At 67.3% G+C, this 21,671-nt stretch carries 18 protein-coding genes and 1 pseudogene; 11 read left to right on the top strand and 8 right to left on the bottom strand.

What is annotated here, in order from left to right; genetic code table 11:
- The first annotated feature begins 77 nt into the window (after positions 1 to 77).
- Both ggt and WS95_RS07405 read left to right on the top strand, forming a co-directional pair.
- Positions 78 to 1,829 carry a gamma-glutamyltransferase gene (gene ggt, locus WS95_RS07410; protein ID WP_059823088.1) on the top strand — a complete coding sequence of 584 codons (1,752 nt, stop codon included), beginning with the start codon at positions 78 to 80 and terminating at the stop codon, positions 1,827 to 1,829.
- A gap of 181 nt (positions 1,830 to 2,010) precedes the next feature.
- Positions 2,011 to 3,339 (top strand): dicarboxylate/amino acid:cation symporter, encoded by a 1,329-nt coding sequence (locus tag WS95_RS07405; protein ID WP_059823086.1) that lies wholly within the window; start codon positions 2,011 to 2,013, stop codon positions 3,337 to 3,339.
- Positions 3,340 to 3,342: 3 nt separating this feature from the next.
- Here WS95_RS07405 and WS95_RS07400 read toward each other — a convergent pair whose 3' ends face one another.
- Complete coding sequence (locus tag WS95_RS07400) at positions 3,343 to 3,732, bottom strand: DUF3331 domain-containing protein (RefSeq protein ID WP_059823085.1); 390 nt, start codon at positions 3,730 to 3,732, stop codon at positions 3,343 to 3,345.
- A gap of 44 nt (positions 3,733 to 3,776) precedes the next feature.
- Positions 3,777 to 5,069 carry an NAD(P)/FAD-dependent oxidoreductase gene (locus WS95_RS07395; protein WP_059823083.1) on the bottom strand — a complete coding sequence of 431 codons (1,293 nt, stop codon included), beginning with the start codon at positions 5,067 to 5,069 and terminating at the stop codon, positions 3,777 to 3,779.
- A gap of 146 nt (positions 5,070 to 5,215) precedes the next feature.
- On the opposite strand from WS95_RS07395, the gene WS95_RS07390 reads away from it, so the two are divergent.
- Entirely contained in the window at positions 5,216 to 5,869 is a 654-nt protein-coding gene (locus WS95_RS07390; RefSeq protein WP_034204519.1) for a TetR/AcrR family transcriptional regulator, read from the top strand.
- 24 nt (positions 5,870 to 5,893) lie between these two features.
- Here WS95_RS07390 and WS95_RS07385 read toward each other — a convergent pair whose 3' ends face one another.
- Positions 5,894 to 6,805, bottom strand: a complete 912-nt coding sequence (locus WS95_RS07385) for a LysR family transcriptional regulator (RefSeq protein WP_034204520.1) — start codon at positions 6,803 to 6,805, stop codon at positions 5,894 to 5,896.
- Between the two features lie 114 nt (positions 6,806 to 6,919).
- Here WS95_RS07385 and WS95_RS07380 point away from each other — a divergent pair, with 114 nt between their 5' ends.
- Positions 6,920 to 7,681 (top strand): SDR family NAD(P)-dependent oxidoreductase, encoded by a 762-nt coding sequence (locus WS95_RS07380; RefSeq protein ID WP_059823082.1) that lies wholly within the window; start codon positions 6,920 to 6,922, stop codon positions 7,679 to 7,681.
- A 24-nt stretch (positions 7,682 to 7,705) separates the two neighbouring features.
- Here the strand turns inward: WS95_RS07380 and soxR are convergent, their stop codons facing one another.
- Positions 7,706 to 8,185: a redox-sensitive transcriptional activator SoxR gene (soxR, locus tag WS95_RS07375; RefSeq protein WP_034204522.1), complete on the bottom strand. Its 480-nt coding sequence runs from the start codon at positions 8,183 to 8,185 to the stop codon at positions 7,706 to 7,708.
- 79 nt (positions 8,186 to 8,264) lie between these two features.
- Between soxR and WS95_RS07370 the strand changes: the two genes are divergently transcribed.
- The 5 genes from WS95_RS07370 to WS95_RS07350 all read left to right on the top strand — a co-directional run bounded on the left by WS95_RS07370 (position 8,265) and on the right by WS95_RS07350 (position 16,757).
- Entirely contained in the window at positions 8,265 to 9,461 is a 1,197-nt protein-coding gene (locus WS95_RS07370) for an efflux RND transporter periplasmic adaptor subunit (RefSeq protein ID WP_059823080.1), read from the top strand.
- Between the two features lie 13 nt (positions 9,462 to 9,474).
- Entirely contained in the window at positions 9,475 to 12,648 is a 3,174-nt protein-coding gene (locus WS95_RS07365) for an efflux RND transporter permease subunit (RefSeq protein WP_059823524.1), read from the top strand.
- Positions 12,645 to 14,168, top strand: a complete 1,524-nt coding sequence (locus WS95_RS07360; RefSeq protein ID WP_059823079.1) for an efflux transporter outer membrane subunit — start codon at positions 12,645 to 12,647, stop codon at positions 14,166 to 14,168. Before WS95_RS07365 ends, WS95_RS07360 begins: the two co-directional genes overlap by 4 nt.
- Before the next feature lie 550 nt (positions 14,169 to 14,718).
- The gene (locus WS95_RS07355) at positions 14,719 to 15,969 is read left to right on the top strand and encodes an MFS transporter (protein WP_059823077.1); all 1,251 of its coding nucleotides are present in this window, start codon (positions 14,719 to 14,721) and stop codon (positions 15,967 to 15,969) included.
- A gap of 176 nt (positions 15,970 to 16,145) precedes the next feature.
- On the top strand, positions 16,146 to 16,757 hold the full coding sequence (locus tag WS95_RS07350; RefSeq protein ID WP_059782983.1) for a cysteine hydrolase family protein: 612 nt from the start codon (positions 16,146 to 16,148) through the stop codon (positions 16,755 to 16,757).
- Positions 16,758 to 16,960: 203 nt separating this feature from the next.
- Here WS95_RS07350 and WS95_RS07345 read toward each other — a convergent pair.
- Together WS95_RS07345 and WS95_RS32845 are read right to left on the bottom strand one after the other, a co-directional pair.
- Positions 16,961 to 17,149: pseudogene (locus tag WS95_RS07345) on the bottom strand (nuclear transport factor 2 family protein); the annotation flags it as partial.
- 237 nt (positions 17,150 to 17,386) lie between these two features.
- Positions 17,387 to 17,758, bottom strand: coding sequence for a YXWGXW repeat-containing protein (locus tag WS95_RS32845; RefSeq protein WP_080747640.1), 372 nt, complete (start codon positions 17,756 to 17,758; stop codon positions 17,387 to 17,389).
- A 585-nt stretch (positions 17,759 to 18,343) separates the two neighbouring features.
- Between WS95_RS32845 and WS95_RS07340 the strand changes: the two genes are divergently transcribed.
- On the top strand, positions 18,344 to 19,465 hold the full coding sequence (locus tag WS95_RS07340; RefSeq protein WP_034204528.1) for a porin: 1,122 nt from the start codon (positions 18,344 to 18,346) through the stop codon (positions 19,463 to 19,465).
- Positions 19,466 to 19,639: 174 nt separating this feature from the next.
- Here the strand turns inward: WS95_RS07340 and WS95_RS07335 are convergent, their stop codons facing one another.
- Positions 19,640 to 20,038, bottom strand: coding sequence for a GreA/GreB family elongation factor (locus WS95_RS07335; RefSeq protein WP_034204529.1), 399 nt, complete (start codon positions 20,036 to 20,038; stop codon positions 19,640 to 19,642).
- Between the two features lie 513 nt (positions 20,039 to 20,551).
- On the opposite strand from WS95_RS07335, the gene WS95_RS07330 reads away from it, so the two are divergent.
- Entirely contained in the window at positions 20,552 to 20,881 is a 330-nt protein-coding gene (locus tag WS95_RS07330; RefSeq protein WP_034204530.1) for a DUF4148 domain-containing protein, read from the top strand.
- Positions 20,882 to 21,039: 158 nt separating this feature from the next.
- Here the strand turns inward: WS95_RS07330 and WS95_RS07325 are convergent, their stop codons facing one another.
- Positions 21,040 to 21,501, bottom strand: a complete 462-nt coding sequence (locus tag WS95_RS07325; RefSeq protein ID WP_034204531.1) for a CBS domain-containing protein — start codon at positions 21,499 to 21,501, stop codon at positions 21,040 to 21,042.
- Between the last annotated feature and the right edge of the window lie 170 nt (positions 21,502 to 21,671).

The following is a 21,671-nucleotide window of genomic DNA, read 5'->3' as shown; positions in this document are numbered from 1 at the left end:
AACGGGCGGCGTCGATACGCGGCGGTGCGGCCGCGCATCCCGGCATGCGCCGGTTTATTCGTCTGGAGGATTCCGTCATGAGGCGGCTCGTAGTACTCACCCTGTTGTCCGCGATGAGCGTGTGCGCGTTCGCGGCGTCGGATCCGGCGGTCGAAGCGAAGAACGGCATGGTCGTGTCGTCGCAGCACTTCGCGTCGCAGATCGGCGTCGACATCCTGAAGGCAGGCGGCAACGCGGTGGACGCGGCGGTGGCCGTCGGCTATGCGCAGGCCGTGACCAACCCGTGCTGCGGCAACATCGGCGGCGGCGGCTTCATGACCCTCCACCTGGCCGACGGTCGCGACCGCTTCATCAATTTCCGCGAGACCGCGCCGGCCGCGGCGTCCGCGAACATGTATCTCGATGCGGCCGGCAACGTCATCCCGGACCAGAGCCTGTACGGCTATCGCGCGGTCGGCGTGCCGGGCACGGTGGCCGGGCTCGATCTCGCGCAGCGCAAGTACGGGAAACTGACGCGCAAACAGGTGATGGCGCCGGCGATCCGGCTCGCGCGCGACGGCTTCGTGCTGACGCGCGGCGATACCGACATCCTCGACACGACGGTCGAGCGCTTCAGGAAGGACCCGGAAGCCGCGCGCATCTTCTTGCGCCCGGACGGCACGCCATTGCAACCGGGCGATCGTCTGGTGCAGAAGGATCTGGCGCGCACGCTCGAGCGCATCGCGGAGCAGGGGCCGGACGCGTTCTATCACGGCGAGATTCCGAAGATCGTGGAAGCGGCGGCCAGGCGCGGCGGCGGCGTGATCGCGGCGGCCGATTTCGCGTCCTATCGCGCGCAGGACATGGCGCCGCTGACGTGCACGTATCGCGGCTACGAGTTCGTGTCGGCGCCGCCGCCGAGTTCGGGCGGCGTGACGATGTGCGAGACGCTGAACATCCTCGAAGGGTATGACCTGCGCAAGCTCGGCTATCACTCGGCCGCAGCGGTCCACTATATGACCGAAGCGATGCGCCATGCGTACGAAGACCGCAACACGCTGCTCGGCGATCCGGACTTCATCGACAACCCGGTCGCGAAGCTGACGAGCAAGGAATACGCGGCGCAGATCCGCAAGAGCATCCATGCCGACACGGCGACGCCGTCGGTCGACGTGCAGCCCGGCGTCGGCGTGCACGAAAAGCCGGAAACGACGCATTACTCGATCGTCGACCACGACGGCAATGCGGTGTCGACGACCTATACGGTCAACGGCCGCTTCGGCGCCGTGGTCATCGCGCCGGGCACGGGCTTCTTCCTGAACGACGAGATGGACGACTTCACAGTGAAGGTCGGCGCGCAGAACCTGTTCGGCCTCGTGCAGGGCACGCGCAACTCGATCGCGCCGGGCAAGCGTCCGCTGTCGTCGATGGCGCCGACCATCGTGAAGAAGGACGGCAAGGTGTTCATGGTGGTCGGTTCGCCGGGCGGCTCGCGCATCATCACGATCACGCTGCAGACCGTGCTGAACGTGATCGACTACGGGATGACGCCGCAGGACGCGGTCGCCGCGCCGCGCATCCATCATCAGTGGCTGCCCGACGCGGTCTATTACGAAACCTACGGCCTGTCGCCCGACACGCTCGCGATCCTTCGCAACATGGGCTACAAGATGGTCGAGCAGACGCCGTGGGGCGCCGCCGAGCTGATCATGGTCGGCCTGCCGGGCACCGAAGCCGCGAGCCGCCAGAGTTCCGGGAACGATTCGTCCGTGTCCGGCAACGTGCGTGTCGGCTTCATCTACGGCTACAACGACCCGCGCCGTCCGGCGGGCTCCGCGATCGGCTATTGACCCGGTCGCTTCATGCCGGACCGCTGCCGCCGGCGTTCGCGTTGCTGCGAATGCCGGTGCGGCGGCAGCGCGTCCGATTGCGGACATCCGTGTCGGCCCGGGCGGCGCGCCCCGCGCGCCCCCTGGCACGGCACGCGCCTCCTTCTTCCGTCAACTCCATCGCCGTGCGGCGAATTCCATCATGAACAAACGAATGTCTGCGGCAGGCTGGATCCTGCTCGCGATGGCAGCCGGCATCCTGATCGGCTACCTGATCTACACGCAGCTTCCGGACAAGCAGTCGGCCGCTGAAATCGCCGGCTACATCTCGCTCGTGTCCGACGTGTTCCTGCGGCTGATCAAGATGGTCATCGGCCCGCTGGTGTTCTCGACGCTGGTGGTCGGCATCGCGCACATGGGCGATGCGTCGTCGGTCGGGCGCGTGTTCGTGAAGGCGCTCGGCTGGTTCGTCACCGCGTCGCTGGTCTCGCTGCTGCTGGGCCTGCTGATGGCGAACCTGCTGCGGCCCGGCGAGAACCTCGGCCTGCCGCTGCCGGACATCGGCGCGTCCGCGCATCTCGCGACGTCCAAGTTCACGCTGAAGGATTTCGTCGGGCACATGGTGCCGAAGTCGATCGCCGAGGCGATGGCGAACAACGAGATCCTGCAGATCGTCGTGTTCTCGATGTTCTTCGGCGTCGCGCTCGCCGCGCTCGGCGAACGCGGCAAGATCCTCGTCGCCGCGATCGACCAGCTCGCGCACGTGATGCTGAAGATCACCGGCTACGTGATGAAGCTCGCGCCGCTCGCGGTGATGGCCGCGATGGCGTCGACCGTCGCGGTCAACGGGTTGTCGATCCTGCTGAAGTTCGCGGTGTTCATGGGCGACTTCTACGTGAGCCTCGTGCTGCTGTGGGCCACGCTCGTCGCGGCCGGGCTGCTGTTCCTCGGCCGCCGTGTGTTCAAGCTGCTCGTGCTGATCAAGGAAGCGTTCATGCTGTCGTTCGCGACGGCCAGCTCCGAAGCCGCGTATCCGAAGATCCTCGACGCACTCGACCGCTTCGGCGTGCGCCGCAAGATCTCCAGCTTCGTGATGCCGATGGGCTATTCGTTCAACCTCGACGGGTCGATGATGTACTGCACGTTCGCGTCGCTGTTCATCGCGCAGGCGTACGACATCCACCTGTCGTTCGGCACGCAGGTCACGATGCTGCTGATCCTGATGCTGACGTCGAAGGGGATGGCCGGCGTGCCGCGCGCATCGCTCGTCGTGATCGCGGCGACGCTGCACCAGTTCAACATCCCGGAGGCCGGGCTGCTGCTGATTCTCGGCGTCGACACGTTCCTCGACATGGGCCGCTCGGCCACCAATGCGGTGGGCAACTCGATCGCCAGCGCAGTGGTCGCGAAGTGGGAAGGCGAGTTGATGTCGGAATCCGAAGCGAATGCGCATGCCGCGCATCTCGACGCGGAGCTCGAACGGCAGAACGATGCGCCGGCCTATGGCGCCGGTCAGACCACGTCGACCTGACGGTCAGGCCGCCAGGGCGTCGTCGATGCACGCCGCGAGCACCATCGCGGCGGCGTTGCCCGGCGTCGAGCCGAGCAGTTGCGGCGCATAGACGCTGTCGCCGATCTCGATCGATCGCCCCGACAGCGCGCACACGCCGCGCTTGCGCGTCGTGAACAGGCGCCACTTCTGGTAGCCGTAGTGCCCGGTGCACGCGTCGCACCACGAGATCATCACGGTGTCGGCCGTGGGCCGTTCGAGCACGCTGATGGTCGGCTTGCTCGTCGCGTCCCACGACGGCAGCCGGTCGCGCGTGATGCTGCGCCGCCGCGGGCCGCCCCACGAGACGGACGGCATGTCGAAGCGGCCGATTGCGGCGACGGTCATGAGCCAGGGCGCTGCACGGTTGTTCATGTCTCTGTTCCTCGAAACGTTACGCGGTGCCGCGACGCGCGGCATCACGACAGGCGGATGCGCGGCTGCACCCAGCCGTTGATCCGTTCGGCGATCCACAGCAAGGTGGCCTTGGGGAAACCGTGCAGCGCCTGCTGGTGCCGCCGGTAGAGCATCAGGTGGCTGAACTGCGCGAAGCGCCCCTGGATGAAGCCGCCGCGGAAGAACCCGAACTGCCCGAGCGTGCCGAACGCGTCGTAATCGCTGATCGACACCAGCGCGCCGAAATCGCGGAACGCGAACGGCGGAATCGGCGTGCCGTCGAGCCATGCGGGAAGGTGCTTCGCGAGATGCTCGGCCTGCTGCGTCGCGACCTGCGCGGTCGGCGGCAGCGGCCGTTCGTGGCCGTCGGGTAGCAGGCTCCCGCAATCGCCGATCGCGAACACGTGCTCGTCGCCGGTTGCCTGCAGCGTGGGGCCGACCACGATCTGGTTCGCGCGGTTCGTGTCGAGCCCGCCCAGCGCCTGCATGAAATCGGGCGCCTTCACGCCGGCCGCCCAGACCATCAGGTCCGCTTCGGCGAACGAACCGTCGCCGTAATGGAAGCCGTTCGCGTCGGCCGACGTGACGCGCGTCGACGTCAGCACGCGAAAGCCGATCTGTTCGAGCCGCCGCTGGGCCGACGCGGAAATCCGCGCCGGAAACGCGTTGAGGATGCGCGGGCCGCTTTCGAGCAGCGTGAGCTGCAGCCGCTCGCGCACCGTTTCGTCACCGTACGCCTGCGCCACTTCCAGCAACCGGCTCAACTCCGCCGCGAGCTCCACGCCCGTCGCGCCCGCGCCGACGATCGCGACGCGAAACGGCTCGTCGCGCGCGATGCTGCGGAACACGCGCATCCGCAACGCTTCGTTGAAGGTTTCCGCTTGCTGCTGGCTGTCGATGAAGTAGCAGTGCTCGCGTACGCCGGGCACGCCGAAATCGTTGGCCTGGCTGCCGAGCGCGAGGATCAGCACGTCGTATTCGAGTTCGCGTGCGTCGATCACTACGTCGCCATCCTGCGAGCGGATCTCGCCGAGCTGCACGCGGCGGCGTGCGCGATCGAGCCCCTTCAGTTCGCCGGGCTGGTACGCGTAGCCGTGATCGCGGGCGTGGGCGAGGAAGATCACCTGTTGCTGCTGGACGTCGCGCGTGCCGGCCGCGATCGTGTGCAGCATCGGCTTCCAGATGTGCGTCGGACTGCGGTCGACGACCGTGATCTGCGCCCGCCCGGATCGGCCGAGACGCTCGCCCAGACGGGTCGCGAGCTGCAGTCCGGCGATCCCGCCGCCGACGATGACGATGCGTGTAGGGGTTGTCATGTATAAATCATCACGTGATGAATAAGGTATGATCCTAGCGCTTCCCGGCTCGGCGTGTCAACGCAGCGGGGCAGGCCGCCCGCTTCCGGTACGCGAAGCCGGGTACCGGGCACGGGCATTCGAATCGTTCAAGGAGCAGGAAAAACGTGGCAGAAGTCACTGAGCGCGCGCCGTCGAAGCGGCGTACGCGCGGACGGCCGCTGGCGGACGCGTCCGTCGGTCCGGACGTGATATTGCGGGCCGCGCGCCGCACGTTCGCGAAGCGCGGCTACGACGCGACGAGCGTGCGCGAAGTCGCGCGCGAGCTGGGCATCGATGCGGCGCTGATCGCCCATCACTTCGGTACGAAGGAAACGTTGTGGCTGGCGGTCGTCGAGCAGATCGCCGAGTTGGCCGAACCGATGTTCGACGCGCTGCGCGCGTTGCGCACGTCGTCGCTGCCGCATCGCGATCGCGTGCGGCGCGCGCTCGAGCTGTGCGTCGATCACGAGTTCGCGGAGCCGGATATCGCCATGTTCTTCTCGACGGCGGCGACCGAGGAGGGCGGGCGGCTCGACCGGCTGCAGGAGCGGATCGTGCGCCCGTATCACGACGCGATGTTGCCGCTCTTGGCGGACGCGGTCGAGGCCGGCGCGATCCGTCCGGTCGATCCGAACGTGCTGTTCTTCATGATCGCGAGCGCCGTGGGCACGACGGTGTCGTACAGCCACATGATGCTGGAGTTCACGTCGCTGCCGACGCGGCCGGAAGCATTCCGGCAGGCCGTGCTCGGCGTCGCGCTCAACTTCCTCGGCGACTGAACGCCGCGCGCGCGATGCGCGCGGTCACGTCGCGGCAACCAGCCCCAGTTCGCGCACCGCGTCGCGCGCGCTCTCGCGCAGCGCATCGACGAGCGGCGACGGTGTACGGTACGCGAGCGCCAGTTCGTACGCGAGCGGGCTGCCCGCATCCTTCAGTTCGCAGAACGTAATGCCTTGCGGCTGCATCGGCACGAACAGGCGCGGCATCAGCGCGATGCCGATGCCGCCCGCGACGAGCCCGGCCGTCGTCTGCATCTGGCGCGGTTGCTGGACCACGCGCGGCGCGAAGCCCGCCTGCGCGCATGCCGTCACGATCAGCGCATGCATGCCGGGCCCGTGATGCGCGGCAAACATGACCCACGGTTCGTCCGCCAGTTCGGCCAGCGCGATGCGGCGGCGGCGCGCGAGCCGATGGCCGTCGGGCAGCGCGGCCACCATCCGGTCGCGCAGCAGCGGTTCGACACGCACGTCGCCGGCGTCGGCCACCGGCAGCACGACGAGGCCGACGTCCGTGCGATCGTGACGCAGCGCCAGCACCTGCTCGGCCGTCGTGCCTTCCTCGAGCTGGAAATCGACGCCCGGATGCCGTTCCTGGAACGCGCGCAGGATCAGCGGCAACAGCGCATTGACCGTGCTGTCGACGAAGCGCAGCCGCAGCGTGCCGCCGAGGCCGGCGCCCGCGCGGCGCGCCGCGGCCACCGCGCGCTCGGCCTGTTCGAGCGCGCGCCGCGCTTCGAGCAGGAATGCTTCGCCGGCCGGCGTGAGCCGCGAGCCGCGCGTGTCGCGGTCGAGCAAGGCGACGCCCAGTTCGTCCTCGAGCTTGCGGATCGCCGCGCTGAGCGGCGGCTGGGCCATGTGCAGCCGCTCGGCAGCGCGCCGGAAGCTGAGCGTTTCGGCGACCGCGATGAATTGCCGGAACTGGCGCAGATCGATCATGGCGATACCTTCTGCGTATCAATATGTCATCGAATTCGTATTTTACCTATCGCCTTCCGTTGCCCACACTGCAAACGTCACCAATCGTCAACACCGAGGAAAGGAGGGCAGGTCATGACGGGCAACGAACGACAACGCACGGCGATCGTCACGGGCGGATCGAGCGGGATCGGCTTCGCGATCGCGCGCCGGCTGGTGCAGGACGGGTATCGCGTCGCGATCGTCGGGCGCGACGCGGCGCGGCTGAAGGCGGCCGTCGAGCGTCTGGGCGGCGCGGCGATCGGGCAGGCCGGCGACCTCGGCGTGCGGCGCGACGCGCAAGCGGCCGTCGCCGCGATCGTCGCGCGATGGCCGCGCATCGACGTGCTGGTCAACAACGCGGGGCTGACCGGGCGCGTCGGCGCGGATACCGAAGCGGCGGAGGCCGAGGCCGTATGGGACGCGGTGCTCCATGCGAACCTGAAAGGCCTGTTTCTGACGACGATGGCCGTGCTGCCGCACCTGGCCGACCATGCCGCGCGCATCGTCAACATCGGTTCGATCGCGGCGCGCGCCGGCAGCCTGCTGCCGGGCGGCCTCGCGTATGCGGCCGCGAAGGCCGGCGTCGAAGGCTTCACCGTCGCGCTGGCGCGCGAACTCGGGCCGCGCGGGGCGACGGTCAATACGGTCGCGCCCGGCTATATCGCCGATACGCGTTTTTTCGGCGACAGCGGGGTCGCGCCGGCCGTCGCGGCGACGATCCGCGAGCAGACGCCGATCGGCCGCGCCGGGCAGCCGGACGACATCGCCGATGCGGTCGCCTGGCTCGCCGGGCCGCGCGCGTCGTTCGTCACGGGCGCGACGATCGCGGTGAACGGCGGCTGGCGTGTCGGGTGATGCAGGACGCGCGCGGCCTGCGCGTCATTCGGAGTCGGTCGGCGGCTTGTCGCCGAGCCAGCGTCGCGCGCCGGGCCCGTTGCGGCCCGCGCGGTCGTCCGGGTTGGTCAGCTTGCAGCGTTTCAGCGACAGGCAGCCGCAGCCGATGCATTCGTCGAGATTGATGTAGAGCCGCTGCAGCTCCTCGATCCGGCTCGCGACGCGCTGCTTCCAGCCGCGCGACAGCCGCTGCCAGTCCTTGTTGCTCGGCGCGGTGTCCTCGGGCAGGCTGACGAGCTGTTCGGCGATTTCGTCGAGCGAATAGCCGATCTTCTGCGCGAACACGATGAACGCGATCAGCCGCAGCACCGCACGCGAATAGTGGCGATGACTCGAGCCGTTGCGGTGCGACTTGATCAACCCGCGCATCTCGTAGAAGCGCAGCGTCGACGCCGGCACGCCGCTGCGCGCGGCCACTTCGCGGATCGACATCAGCGGCCACTGCGGGGTTTCCTGGATACCCATGACACCCTCCGGGAAAGCTTGACTTGAAGTTAACTTGAACTTTTATGCTACGCGGCAGTTTAACCCGTCGCGAGGCATCATGTTCTCCTTTTCCCTACGCAGGACGTCGCCTTTGGGCGCCGCCTGTGCCCTGTTGCTGGTGTTGTCGGGTTGTCACGACGGCAAAGGCGCATCGTCGGCCCATCCTCTTCCCGAAGTCGGCGTCGCCACCGTCGCGCCGCGTACCGTTCGCCTCGCGGACGAATTCAACGGACGCGTCGAAGCGGTCGACGCGGTCGAGCTGCGGCCGCGCGTGAGCGGCTATCTGCAGCGTGTCGCGTACAAGGAGGGCGACGTGGTCGCGCAGGGCGCGCTGTTGTTCGAGATCGATCCGCGCCCGTACCGGATCGCGCTCGACCGTGCGAACGCGCAGCAACAGCGCGCCCGTGCGGCCGCGAGCCTCGCGAACGTGCAACTCAAGCGCGTGCAGACGCTGATCGATGCGCATGCGACGTCGCAGGAAGAACTCGACAACGCGCGCGCGACTGCCGAGCAGGCACGCGCCGATCTGCAGGCGGCCGATGCGGCCGTTGCCGACGCGAAGCTCAATCTCGGTTTCACCGAAGTGCGCGCGCCGATCGCGGGCCGCGTCGGCCGCGCGGTCGCGACCGTCGGCAATCTCGCGCGTGCGGACGACACGCTGCTGACGACCGTCGTGTCGCAGGATCCGGTCTACGTGTATTTCGATTGCGACGAGCAGAGCTATCTGCGCTACAACGCGCGGCGCGCCGATCCGAAACATCGCGCGATCGGCGCCGATCCGGTGCGCATCGGCCTCGCGAACGAGACGGGCTTCCCGCATGCGGGCACCGTCGATTTCCTCGACAACCGGCTCGATCCGCAGACCGGCACGATCCGCGCACGCGTGCGGCTGCCGAATGCGGACCATGCGTTTACGCCGGGCCTGTATGCGCGCGTGCAGCTCGTCAGCGGCCGCGGCCAGAGCGCATTGCTGGTCGACGACAAGGCCGTGCTGACCGACCAGGACCGCAAGTACGTGTACGTGATCGGCGCGGGCGACAAGGCGCTGCGCCGCGACGTGACGATCGGCCGCGAACTCGACGGCGAGCGGATCGTCGAGAAGGGGCTGCAGGCGGGCGACCGCGTGGTCGTCGACGGCGTGCAGCGCATCTACTACCCGGGCGCGCAGGTGAAGCCGAAGGCGCTGCCCGCGCGCGCCGATGCGGGCAGCGCGACGCAGGCAGTCGCCGATGCCGGCGCGCCTGCCGCGCAATGACGGGAGCGATACGATGGATTTCTCCCGATTCTTCATCGACCGGCCGATCTTCGCGGTCGTGCTGTCGATCGTCATCTTCGCGATCGGTCTGATCTCGATTCCGATGCTGCCGGCCGGCGAATATCCGGAAGTCGTGCCGCCGAGCGTCGTCGTGCGTGCGACGTACCCGGGCGCGAACCCGAAGGAGATCGCCGAGTCGGTGGCCGAGCCGCTGGAAGAGGCGATCAACGGCGTCGAAGGCATCATGTACATGAAGTCGGTCGCCGGTTCGGACGGCAGCCTGCAGGTCGTCGTCACGTTCCTGCAGGGCGTCGACCCCGACACGGCCGCCGTGCGCGTGCAGAACCGCGTGAGCCAGGCGCTGTCGCGCCTGCCCGACGAGGTGCGCCAGTACGGCGTGACCACGCAGAAGCAGTCGCCGACGCCGCTGATGTACGTGAGCCTCTATTCGCCGGACAACAGCCGCGATTCGCTGTACCTGCGCAACTACCTGACGCTGCACGTGAAGGACGAACTGTCGCGGCTCACCGGCATCGGCGACGTCGGCGTGTACGGCTCCGGCGATTACGCGATGCGGCTGTGGCTCGACCCGAACCGGCTCGCGTCGCGCGGCTTGACCGCGAGCGACGTGATCGCGGCCGTGCGCGAGCAGAACGTGCAGGTGTCGGCCGGTCAGCTCGGCGCGGAGCCGTCGCCGAAGAAAAACGACTTCCTCGTGTCGATCAACGTGCGCGGCCGCCTGCGCACGGTGCAGGAATTCGGCGACATCGTGCTGCGCAACGGCGACGACGGCCAGGTCGTGAAGCTGTCCGACGTCGCCCGCATCGAGCTCGGCGCGGGCGACTACACGCTGCGCTCGTATTTCAACGACAAGCATTCGGCCGTGGTCGGCATCTTCCTGTCGCCGGGCGCGAACGCGCTCGACGTCGCGAAGGCCGTGTATGCGAAGCTCGACGAGCTGTCGAAGCGCTTCCCGCCCGGCGTCGCATACCGCCCCGTGTGGGACCCGACGGTATTCGTGCGCGAATCGATCCGCGCGGTGCAGCACACGCTGATCGAGGCCGTCGTGCTGGTCGTGCTCGTCGTGATCCTGTTCCTGCAAACGTGGCGCGCGTCGATCATTCCGCTCGTCGCGGTGCCGGTGTCGGTGGTCGGCACGTTCGCATGGCTCTATCTGCTCGGCTACTCGATCAACACGCTGACGCTGTTCGGGCTCGTGCTCGCGATCGGGATCGTCGTCGACGATGCGATCGTCGTCGTCGAGAACGTCGAGCGCAACATCGCGCAGGGGCTGAGCCCGCGCGACGCCGCACACCAGGCGATGCGCGAGGTGTCGGGGCCGATCGTCGCGATCGCGCTCGTGCTGTGCGCGGTGTTCGTGCCGATGGCTTTCATGTCGGGCGTGACCGGCCAGTTCTACAAGCAGTTCGCGGTGACGATCGCGATCTCGACGGTGATCTCCGCGATCAACTCGTTGACGTTGTCGCCCGCGCTCGCCGCGAAGCTGCTGCGTCCGCACGGCGCGCCGAAGGACGCGCTGACGCGTGCGCTCGATCGCGCATTCGGCTGGCTGTTCCATCCGTTCAACCGGTTCTTCGAGCGCAGCTCCGATCGTTACCACGGCGTCGTCGGGCGCATGCTGAAGCGGCGCGGCGGGGTGTTCGCCATCTATGCGGCGCTGCTCGCGGCGACCGCGCTGCTGTTCGACGCGGTGCCGGGCGGCTTCATCCCGGTGCAGGACAAGCTGTACCTGTTCGCGGGCGCGAAGCTGCCGGAAGGCGCGTCGCTCGCGCGCACCAGCGCCGTGACCGAGCAGATGACGAAGATCGCGCTCGGCACCGACGGCGTCGAGATGGTGCCGGCGTTCGCGGGGCTGAATGCGCTGCAGGGCGTGAACACGCCGAACATCACGAACTCGTACGTGATCCTGAAGCCGTTCGACCGGCGTCATCGCAGCGCCGCGCAGATCAACGCGGACCTGAACGCGCGCTTCGCGGCGATCGGCGGCGGCATTACCTATGCGCTGATGCCGCCGCCGATCCAGGGTCTCGGCAACGGCTCCGGCTACTCGCTGTACCTGGAGGATCGCGGCGGGCTCGGCTACGGCGAATTGCAGAAGGCGCTCGGCGCGTTTCAGGCCGCGGTCGCGAAGACGCCGGGGATGAGCTATCCCGTCAGCTCGTACCAGGCGAACATCCCGCAGCTCGAGGTGAAGGTCGACCGGCTCAAGGCGAAGGCGCAGGGCGTCGCGCTGACCGATCTGTTCAATACGTTGCAGGTCTATCTCGGCTCGATGTACGTGAACGACTTCAACGTGTTCGGCCGCGTGTATCGCGTGATGGCGCAAGCGGATGCCGGTCACCGGCAGACGGCCGCCGACATCGCGAACCTGCGCACGCGCAACGCGAAGGGCGAGATGGTGCCGATCGGCTCGATGGTGACGGTCGGGCCCGCGTACGGCCCCGACCCGGTCGTCCGCTACAACGGTTATCCGGCCGCCGATCTGATCGGCGACGCCGATCCGAAGACGATGTCGTCGTCGCAGGCGATCGCGAAGCTGCAGCAGATCGCGAAGGACGTGCTGCCGCCGGGCATCACGCTCGAATGGACCGACCTCAGCTACCAGCAGGTCACGCAGCGCAACGCGGCGATCGTCGTCTTTCCGCTGGCCGTGATGCTGGTGTTCCTGGTGCTCGCGTCGCTGTACGAGAGCTGGACGCTGCCGCTCGCGGTGATCCTGATCGTGCCCGTGTGCATGTGCGCGGCGCTGTTCGGCGTGTGGCTGTCCGGCGGCGACAACAACGTGTTCGTGCAGGTCGGCCTGGTCGTGCTGATGGGGCTGGCGTGCAAGAACGCGATCCTGATCGTCGAATTCGCGCGCGAGCTCGAGATCCAGGGCAAGGGCGCGGTCGAAGCGGCGCTCGAAGCGTGCAGGCTGCGGCTGCGTCCGATCGTGATGACGTCGGTCGCGTTCATCGCGGGCTCGGTGCCGCTGCTGATCGGCAGCGGCGCAGGCAGCGAAGTGCGGGCGGCCACCGGCGTCACCGTGTTCGCCGGGATGCTCGGTGTCACGCTGTTCGGGCTGTTCCTGACGCCCGTGTTCTATGTGGCGATCCGCAAGCTCGCGGGCGGCACGCCGGCCGTCTGGCGCGAACAGCACGGCACCCTCGAAGGAGAAAGCCGATGAGCGCCGCTTTCCGTCTTTCCGCGCTGGCGATGTCGGTGACGCTCGCCGCGTGCGCGGTCGGCCCCGATTTCGAACGGCCCGATACGGCCACCGCCGCGCGGTTCGCGCGCGACACCCGTCCGACGACGCAGCGCGACGCGGCGACGGCCCGGACACGGCCCGATATGCTGCCCGACGCGTCGGCCGACGCCGATGCCACGTTCTGGCGCGGGTTCGGCGATCCGGTGCTGACGCAGTTGATCGATGCGGCGCTCGCGGCGAACCAGGACCTGCAGGTCGCGGTGTCACGCTACGACGCATCCAATGCGCTGCTGTCGCAGGCGACTTTCGACCGCTATCCGACGATCACCGCGAGCGGCCAGATCGGCCACCAATTGATGAGCAAGGACCAGGCGTTCGGCGCGCCGCGCAGCCAGCGCGACACGCCGACGTCGAGCGTCGGCATCAATGCCGCGTGGGAACTCGACCTGTTCGGCCGCGTACGCCGCTCGATCGAGTCGCAGCGCGCGGAAACGGCGGCCAGCGCGGCCGACGTACGCGCGGTGCGGGTCGCGATCACGGCGGAGGTCGCGAGTACGTACGTCGATCTGCGCGGCTCGCAGGAGCGGTTGCGGATCGCCCGCGAGAACGCCGATAACCAGAAGCAGACGCTCGCGCTGATCAATGCGCGCGTCGGCGCGGGACGCGGCTCCGACCTCGATGCGGCGCGCGCACGCGCGCAGTACGAATCGACGACGGCGCGGATCGCCGTGTACGAAGCCGCGATCGGCGTCGACGAGCATCGGCTCGCGGTGTTGACCGGGCAGACGCCGGATGCGCTGATCGGCCGGTTCGACCTGCCGAAGACGGCCGCGCCGACGGGCACGCCGGTCCCGCTGCCGGCGCTCGCGGCCGACATCGATCCCGGCACGCCGGGCGACCTGCTGCGCCGCCGCCCCGATGTCGCGGCCGCCGAGGCGCGGCTGCATGCGGCGACCGCGCGTGTCGGCGTCGCGACCGCCGACCTGTTCCCGCGCTTTACGCTGTCCGGGTTGCTCGGCAGCGCGACGAGCAGCTACGGATTCTTTCGCGCGGGCAGCGACACGAACCTGATCGCGCTCGGCATCGACTGGTCGTTCCTCGACGTCGGCCGCGTGCGTGCACGGATCGCGGCGAGCGACGCGGAAGCGGCCGGCCAGCTTGCGCAGTACCGGCAGACCGTCCTCGGCGCGCTGGAGGAAACCGAGAATGCGCTGCTGCGTGTCGCCCGCACGCGTGACGAGACCGCGCACCTCGTGCGCGCGGCCGACGACAGCGCACGCGCCGCGCAGCTTGCGCAGGCGCGTTTCTCGGCCGGCGCGATCGACTACTACGAAGTGCTCGATGCGCAGCGCACGCTGCTGCAGGCGCAGGACGCGGCGGCCGACGGACGGATGCGCAGCGCGGCATCGACGGTCGCGCTGTACAAGGCGCTCGCGGGCGGCTGGCCGTCGGGCACGGGGCAGGGCGTGCAAGGCCCGCTCGCTCGGTCGGGGAAGTAGCGCGGGCAGGGTTCGGGTCTTGCTCGCGGCGATGCGGGAAGCTCAGGCCGACGGTCTGACGGGTCGTTGCTCCGGCGAGCGGTACGAGCGCGATGCGGTGCGCGAACAGCTCGCGCGCACGGCCGGGGCAGCAGCGAGCAGCCGACGCTGCCCGATACGAGGTTGGTCGGCGAGAGGATGTCGCCTACCCGCGTCGCGACGTTCGTCGTCACGTGGCTGACGTGTGCGAGCGGGTCGCCCGTCGTACCCGCGTGGTACGTGCCGTTCGCGAGATCGTTCGGGTTCCCATCCAACGTGTTCGTGCCCGTCGGCGCGCCGTGCATGGTCGCGCGCCGACTTGGTTCAGGGCGGGCCGCCGTGCGTCGAGTCGCCCGGCGTGCCGGGATCGATGTCGGCCGCGAGCGCCGGCGGCGGGACCGGCATGCCCGTCGGCGCGGGCCGCATGCGGGGTATCGCGCGAACCGATGCTTAGCATCGCCGGTGGCGGCCTACCGCGGTCGCCGCCCTGTCATTACGCTTGGGCGATCGTCCACTCTGTCCGGAAGGTCGCATGTCCCGGTTCGATTACAAACTGCTCGGCCCCTGCCTGCTCGCCATCGCGCTCGACGCGATGGGGTTCGGGCTCGTTTATCCGATGATGTCCGCCATCTTCAGCGATCCGCACGCGGGCATCCTGCCGGCCGGCGCCAGTGCACACGCGCGCAATTTCTATCTCGGTCTCGGCTACGGGATCTACCCGCTGTGCATGTTCTTCGGCTCGTCGCTGATGGGTGAGCTGTCCGATCGCTACGGCCGCCGTCGGATCCTGCTGCTGTGCTTGCTGGGCCTCGCGATCGGCTACGCGACGATGGCGGCCGGTGCGTGGCAGGGCAGCGTCGCGCTGCTGCTCGCCGGCCGCGGGCTCACCGGCCTGATGGCCGGGTGCCAGGGCATCGCGCAGGCGGCCGTCGCCGATCTCGGCACGCCCGATACGAAGGCGTACGACATGAGCATCATGTCGCTCGCGTTCAGCGCGGGCGTGATCGTCGGCCCGGTGCTCGGCGGCGTCGCGTCCGACCGGACGATCTCGCCGCTGTTCGACTACGGCACGCCGTTCGTGCTGGTCGCGGCGCTGTCGCTGATCTGCGCGTGCTGGACCTGGGCGTCGTATCGCGATTGCGCCGCGCCGCGCGGCGATACGCGCATCGATCCGCTGCTGCCGTTGCGGATCATTCGGGAGGCCGCGTGCCAGCGCAACGTCGCGTTCCTGTCGGTGGTGTTCTTCCTGATGCAGGTCGGCTACGGGCTTTATCTGCAGACCATCATGCTGCTGTTGCAGGCGAAATTCGGCTATACGAGCGCGCGGCTCGGGCTGTTCAGCGGCGTGATCGGCATCTGCTTCGTGTTCGGCCTGGTGTGCGTCGTGCGGCTGATGCTGCGCGTGTGGGGCGTGATCGACATCGCGAAGACGGGCCTGCTGGTGGCCGGCCTTGGCCAGATCCTGTCCGCGTTGTTTCCGCACGAACCGGTGCTGTGGGTGCTCGCGATGGTCGTCGGCTGTTTCGACATGGTTGCGTACACAACGATGTATACCGCGTTTTCCGATGCCGTCAGCGACGATCGGCAGGGCTGGGCGCTCGGCGTCGCGGGCTCGGTGATGGCGGTCGCGTGGGTCGTGACGGGCGCGCTGACGAACCTGCTGCCCGTATTCGGCGAAATCGGCCTGCTGATGATCGGCGGCGCGGGTTTCCTGCTCAGCTTCGCGATGATGGTCGCTTACGGCCGTACGCGGCCGGGCGCACGAACGGCCGTGCTGTCGTAGGCGGCGCTCGCGCACGTTGGCCCGATTCTGTCGGACGTTGTCCCGCGCGCCGCTGTCGCGACACGCCGCGCGGCCCGACACTGGCGCGTCGCGGCCGGGGAGGTTCCGGGCCGCGTCCGGCGACGCCGCAAGGCCGGCGCGCCGTTCCGCCAATGTGTCGACCGAGAGGACATCCCATGCAACATCCGACCATCCGTACCCTGGCCGGCGCGAGCGCGCCGACGTCGATCGCCGCCGCGCGCACCGCGCTGCTGGTGATCGATTTCCAGAACGAATACTTCAGCGGCCGTCTGCCGATTCCGGACGGGCCGCGTGCGCTGGGCAATGCACGGCGCGTGATCGCGTTCGCCGACCGCGCCGGTATTCCGGTGTTCCACGTCCAGCACGTCGGGTCGGCAGACAGCCCGATCTTCGCCGACGGCAGCGACGGCTTCCGCTTTCATGCGGACCTGCAGCCGGCGCCCGCTCACACGGTCGTGAAGAAAACGTCGGTGAGCGTCTTCCCGACGACGGACCTCGATGCGCGGCTGAAGGCGGCCGGCATCGACACGCTGATCGTCACCGGCCTGATGACGCATGCGTGCGTGGCCGGCGCGGCACGCGATGCGGTGCCGCTCGGCTATGCGGTGATCGTCGTCGACGATGCCTGTGCGACGCGCGATCTCGACGTCGCGGACGGCGGCACGGTGGCGCACCGCGACCTCCATCGTGCGACGCTGGCCGCATTGTCGGACACGTTCGGCGACGTGCTGACAACCGAGCAGGTGCTGGCGCTGGGTGTCGCGTGACGGCGCCAGTTCGCGCGCCGATCGCCCGAGGCCCGGCGCGACGGACGTGCTTCGCTGCGAAAGCAAATGCAAATGCACGTCTCGATCGCACGGGGCGGCGCGAGCGTCGCTACCGAACGGGCGAACCGATTGCCATCGAAGCTCGCGAAGCAGCGTCGATTCGGCCGGCATAGGGGGCGGCCGATCGCGTCCGGCCTCGTGCATCAGAACATCGTGTTCCGGTTCGCGGACGTTTCGGGTACCGGCTGAATCACGTCCCAGTGTTCGACGATCTTGCCGTCCTTCACGCGGAAGATGTCGACCACCGCTTCGCCGCGATCGCCCGGATGCTCGGTCGCATGCACGTGCAGGTAGACGAGATCGCCGTCGGCCGCGCTGCGGACGATGCGCGCATCGGTTCGTTGACCGGCGGTGTGCAGTAGACGATCTCGATGGGTTGAAGCGTCCCGGACGCATTCGCATCGCCACATCTTGTGACCTCGTTATCGGAACGATGCCGCCGGAATGGCGACCGACGATATGTCGACTGCAGCGCGGCTGCCGTAACGAACGATTTCGTGGCGTGGACCGCGTCGGTTCTCGCGCGCGGCTCGGCGCCGGCTCTTCGTCGGCCGGAGCCGGGCCGCTGCTCACCGCCACGAGCCGTCGACGTAGACCCACACCGACCCTTGACGGCGCCAGTAGCCGGGTACCCAGCGGCGCCCGGGGCGTCGCGCGACCCAGCGACCGGGTACCCATATATAGCGGCCGCGCTGCCAGCGCCAATAGCCGTCCGTCCATATATAGCCATGCGGCCGTGGCGGGGGCGGGCGACGGTCGTGGCGTGCCGCTGGCGGCGCGAAGCGCGGCCGGTCTGCATAGGGCGGCCCGCCGGGTACACGATTCGGGCCCGAGGGCCGATACACGGGCGGGGAAGGCTGGGCCGAGGCGGCGCGCAGCCAGCCGGTGCCGACGAAGGCGGCGGTTAATCCGATGGCGCGCAGCAACGAGCGTCGATTCATGGCGGTTCCTGTTCTGTATGCGGGGCTGCCTTACATTAGCCTGCCGGCCTGCCCGCCGCGTTACGGGGCCGGTTAAGGCTGTTACCGCGTGTCACGGCAGGTCGAGCCGCTGTTTTCTTTCCAGCGGCTGACAGAATCTCGCCGTGGCACAGGTATCGACCCCTGTTTAGGGTGCCGAGGGGACGTTTTAGAGGCGGAAAGACCAATATTTGAGATTGTAATAGGTAACAATTACCGTTTTTGATGTGCCGAACCGAATCCGTTTGTTGTTTCTATGCAACCGTCAAGCCGATGACATGAAAGAATGGTGCGATGAAAGCGTCCAAAAAGCCGGCGTCAAGAGGTCAAAAACAAACGTTAAAACAAATACTTATGACGCGGCCCCACTTTCATTATTTCTAGTTCTGGAAAAGCTTATTTCTTTATTTGCGGATCGCTCCCCTAGGGTACACCCCTAAACTCACGGTTCCCAAACGGGCAACTATCCGGGCGCCGCCAGCAGGATCGATGGCGCTCCCGGGCGGTTGAAGACCGTTTATGAACAAGGTCGCGAGACCTGCCTCTTTTTAGAAGGGAGCTCCACGAATGAACAAGACTCTGATCGTTGCAGCAGCTGCAGCATCGTTCGCTACCGTCGCTCACGCGCAAAGCAGCGTCACGCTGTACGGCGTGCTGGACGCAGGCATCACCTACACGAGCAACGTCCAGCCGGCACTCGGCCAAGCTGGCAAGTCGCGTTGGGCAATGGGTTCGGGCATTGACCAGAGCCGTTTCGGCCTGCGTGGCTCGGAAGACCTGGGTGGCGGCCTGAAGGCAATCTTCACGTTGGAAAGCGGCTTCAACATCGGTAACGGCCGCTTCGCAAACGGCAACGGCGGCATGTTCAACCGCCAGGCTTTCGTTGGCCTGTCGAGCCAGTACGGCACGGTCACGCTGGGTAAGCAGTATGACGCAACGCAAGACTACCTGGCGCCGCTGACGGCAACGGGCTCGTGGGGCGGCACGTACTTCGCGCACCCGCTGAACCTCGACCGCCTGAGCACGAACGGCGACGTCGCGCAGAACAACACGATCAAGTACACGAGCGCTAACTACGCTGGTCTGCAATTCGGCGGCACGTACTCGTTCTCGAACAGCACGAACTTCGGCAACAACCGTGCATACAGCGGCGGTCTGTCGTACCAGTTCCAAGGCCTGAAGCTGGGTGCAGCATACTCGCAAGCAAACCTGGGTGACGGTACGAACGCAAACGGCGCGACGTCGTCGGCAATCGGTGGCATCGCTAGCCAAGGCCGCGTCCGTACGTACGGTGCTGCTGCTGCGTACGCATTCGGCCCGGCGCAAGTCGGCGCTGCATGGACGCAAGCGCGTCTCGACAACAACGCAGTTGCTGCAGGCACGCTGCGCACCGACAACTACGAAGTCAACGCAAAGTACAACCTGACGCCGGCTCTCGGCCTGGGTGCTGCTTACACGTACACGAACGCGAAGATCAACAACGGCAGCACGCACTGGAACCAGTTCGGTCTGCAAGCTGACTACGCACTGTCGAAGCGCACGGACGTCTACGCACAAGCTGTGTACCAGCGTGCAGCGAAGAACGGCATCGGCGCGTCGATCTACAACGGCGACACCTTCGCCAACAACCTGCCGAGCTCGTCGATCAACCAAACCGCAGCAACGGTTGGTCTGCGTCACCGCTTCTAAGCGTGACGGGCGGGGTAACCCGCTTCGCAGCATCGAAAAGGCGCCTTCGGGCGCCTTTTTTCGTCTGCGAAACGCGATGACGGCAACCCGGACCGTCCGGATACAAAAAAGCGAGGCCTGTGCCTCGCTTTTTTCGTGCTGCGCCCGTGTGGCGCGGCGCTGGTCGCCGAGGGCTCAACGCGTGTATTCGCCGTTGGCTTCCGGCTGGAACACGATCGCGGCAACCTTCATCAGCTTTTCGGCGCCGCTCGGTTGCATCACCTTGACCATCTGGCCGCGTTGCGTGCCCAGCAGCGCCATGCCGACGGGCGAGAAGACGTTCAGGCGACCGAGTTCGAGATTGGCGGCGTCCGGATAAACGATCGTCCAGGTGGCCTGTTCCTGGGTTGCTTCGTCGAGCAGCGTGATTTGCGAGTTCATCGTGACGACGTTCGCCTTGATGGCGTCGGGCCGGACGATATCGGCGCGCTCCAGCAGCGTGTCGAGCATCGCCTGAAAGCGCGGATTGTGCTCGGCATGCTTTTCGAGGCGAGCGACGTCGAGTTCGGTCAACTGGTAAAGGCGTTGTTTCATGGTGGTTCTCCAAATGATCGGCAGAGGGCAGGCGTGGCGTGCCTATGAGGATCGCCCGGAGCCTGTCTAACCTGGCTCCGGGTGGAGACCGAGCGGTCAGATCAGGCGCCGGGCAGGGGCGAGCGGTGCCTGGGCCGTGCGTCGAACGAGGGGATGCGCCGGCTGGCCGGCGCGCACGCGCACGCCGGCCAAGCCGGACGGCGAAACCAAAAGGGGCGTGAGCGCGTACATGGTGGATGGAATATCGACTGGCGAAGGAAACCTTACGATTCTACAACACAACCTTCCGGCCATGTGATCCGGCTGTCGGCCTTTCGTCAGCGATTGTTGTGGAGATGAAGCAAGTTGCAACGACCCTGTCCGGAAACAGTGGGCGATTTTTTCCAGAAATGCAACGCTGTATGTTCAAACTAAGGGTTTCCCCCTGGGGGCGCGCGCACTACACTGAATTCAATCGCTTCAGACAGTCCTGCCGAGGCGACGCCAAAAGAGAACATATTCCGGAGGTAAATCATGAAGTCGATCATCTACGCAGCCATCGCCGCATCCGTCCTTGCCGCTCCGATTGCATCGTTCGCGCAGTCCGAACAGGGGTTGACCCGCGCTGAGGTCAAGGCCGAACTCGTGCAACTCGAGCAGAACGGCTACAAGCCGCTGGCGAGCGATTCGCAATATCCGAGCGACATCCAGGCGGCCGAACAACGGGTTCAGCCGAACCAGCCGATGCTCGCGCACGCCGACACGAGCGGTTACGGTGCCGTGGCAACGGGGGCCGTGCAAACCGGCCACCGCGTGACGCGGGAAGCGCCGAATCCCGTGAATTCGGTCTACTTCGGTAACTGATCGAGCATCCCGCGGGTCTGCCCGGGCGCACCGCCGAATCGACGAGACGCGCGCCAGTCGCGCGCGTCGTTCGCCCGCAGGAGCAGAACCTCCGTCGCCGCATGTCGGCGGCTTTCCGCCCAGACGCTGACGCGTTTGGGCCTTTTTTGCTGGGTGGATCAGGCGGACGTGACGGTGGGCGTGCCGTGGATATAGTGTTCGAGCTGGCTGATCGTGAACTGCTGATCGGCTATCACGCTCTTCACGAGGTCGCCGATCGAGATGAGGCCGACCAGCTTGCCGCCGTCGAGCACGGGCAGGTGGCGCATCCGGTGCTGGGTCATCAGCGCCATGCACTCGTCGGTGGATTGCGACGGTTCGACGTAGCGCACCTTCGCCGTCATGATTTCCTCGACGCGGGTGGCTTTCGACGAGCGGTCCTGCAGCACGACCTTGCGCGCGTAGTCGCGCTCGGTGACGATGCCTGCGATGTCGTCGCCGTCCAGGACGAGCAGCGCGCCGATACCCTTTTCCGCCATCAGCTTGATGGCGTCGTAGACGAGGTCGCTCTTCGTGACGGTGTAGATGGTACGGCCCGAATCCGGCTTGGCCTTGAGAATCTGCGCGACAGTCGTGCTCATTCGCTTTCTCCGTGTGCAGGTCGATGCAGGGCAGGCGGGGCGTGATGCGCGTCACCCGATGAGCCCAGTATAGCCGGGCGGGCGGCGGCAGTCGCGTGACGTTTCCAGATTAGCGGTAAACTCCCGTCACGCGCCATCCACACAACTCCTACATTCCTGAACGTTTCGAT

The organism is Burkholderia sp. MSMB1826 (assembly GCF_001526325.1).
Classification (GTDB): domain Bacteria; phylum Pseudomonadota; class Gammaproteobacteria; order Burkholderiales; family Burkholderiaceae; genus Burkholderia.
This window is presented reverse-complemented; position numbering and strand designations above follow the sequence as displayed.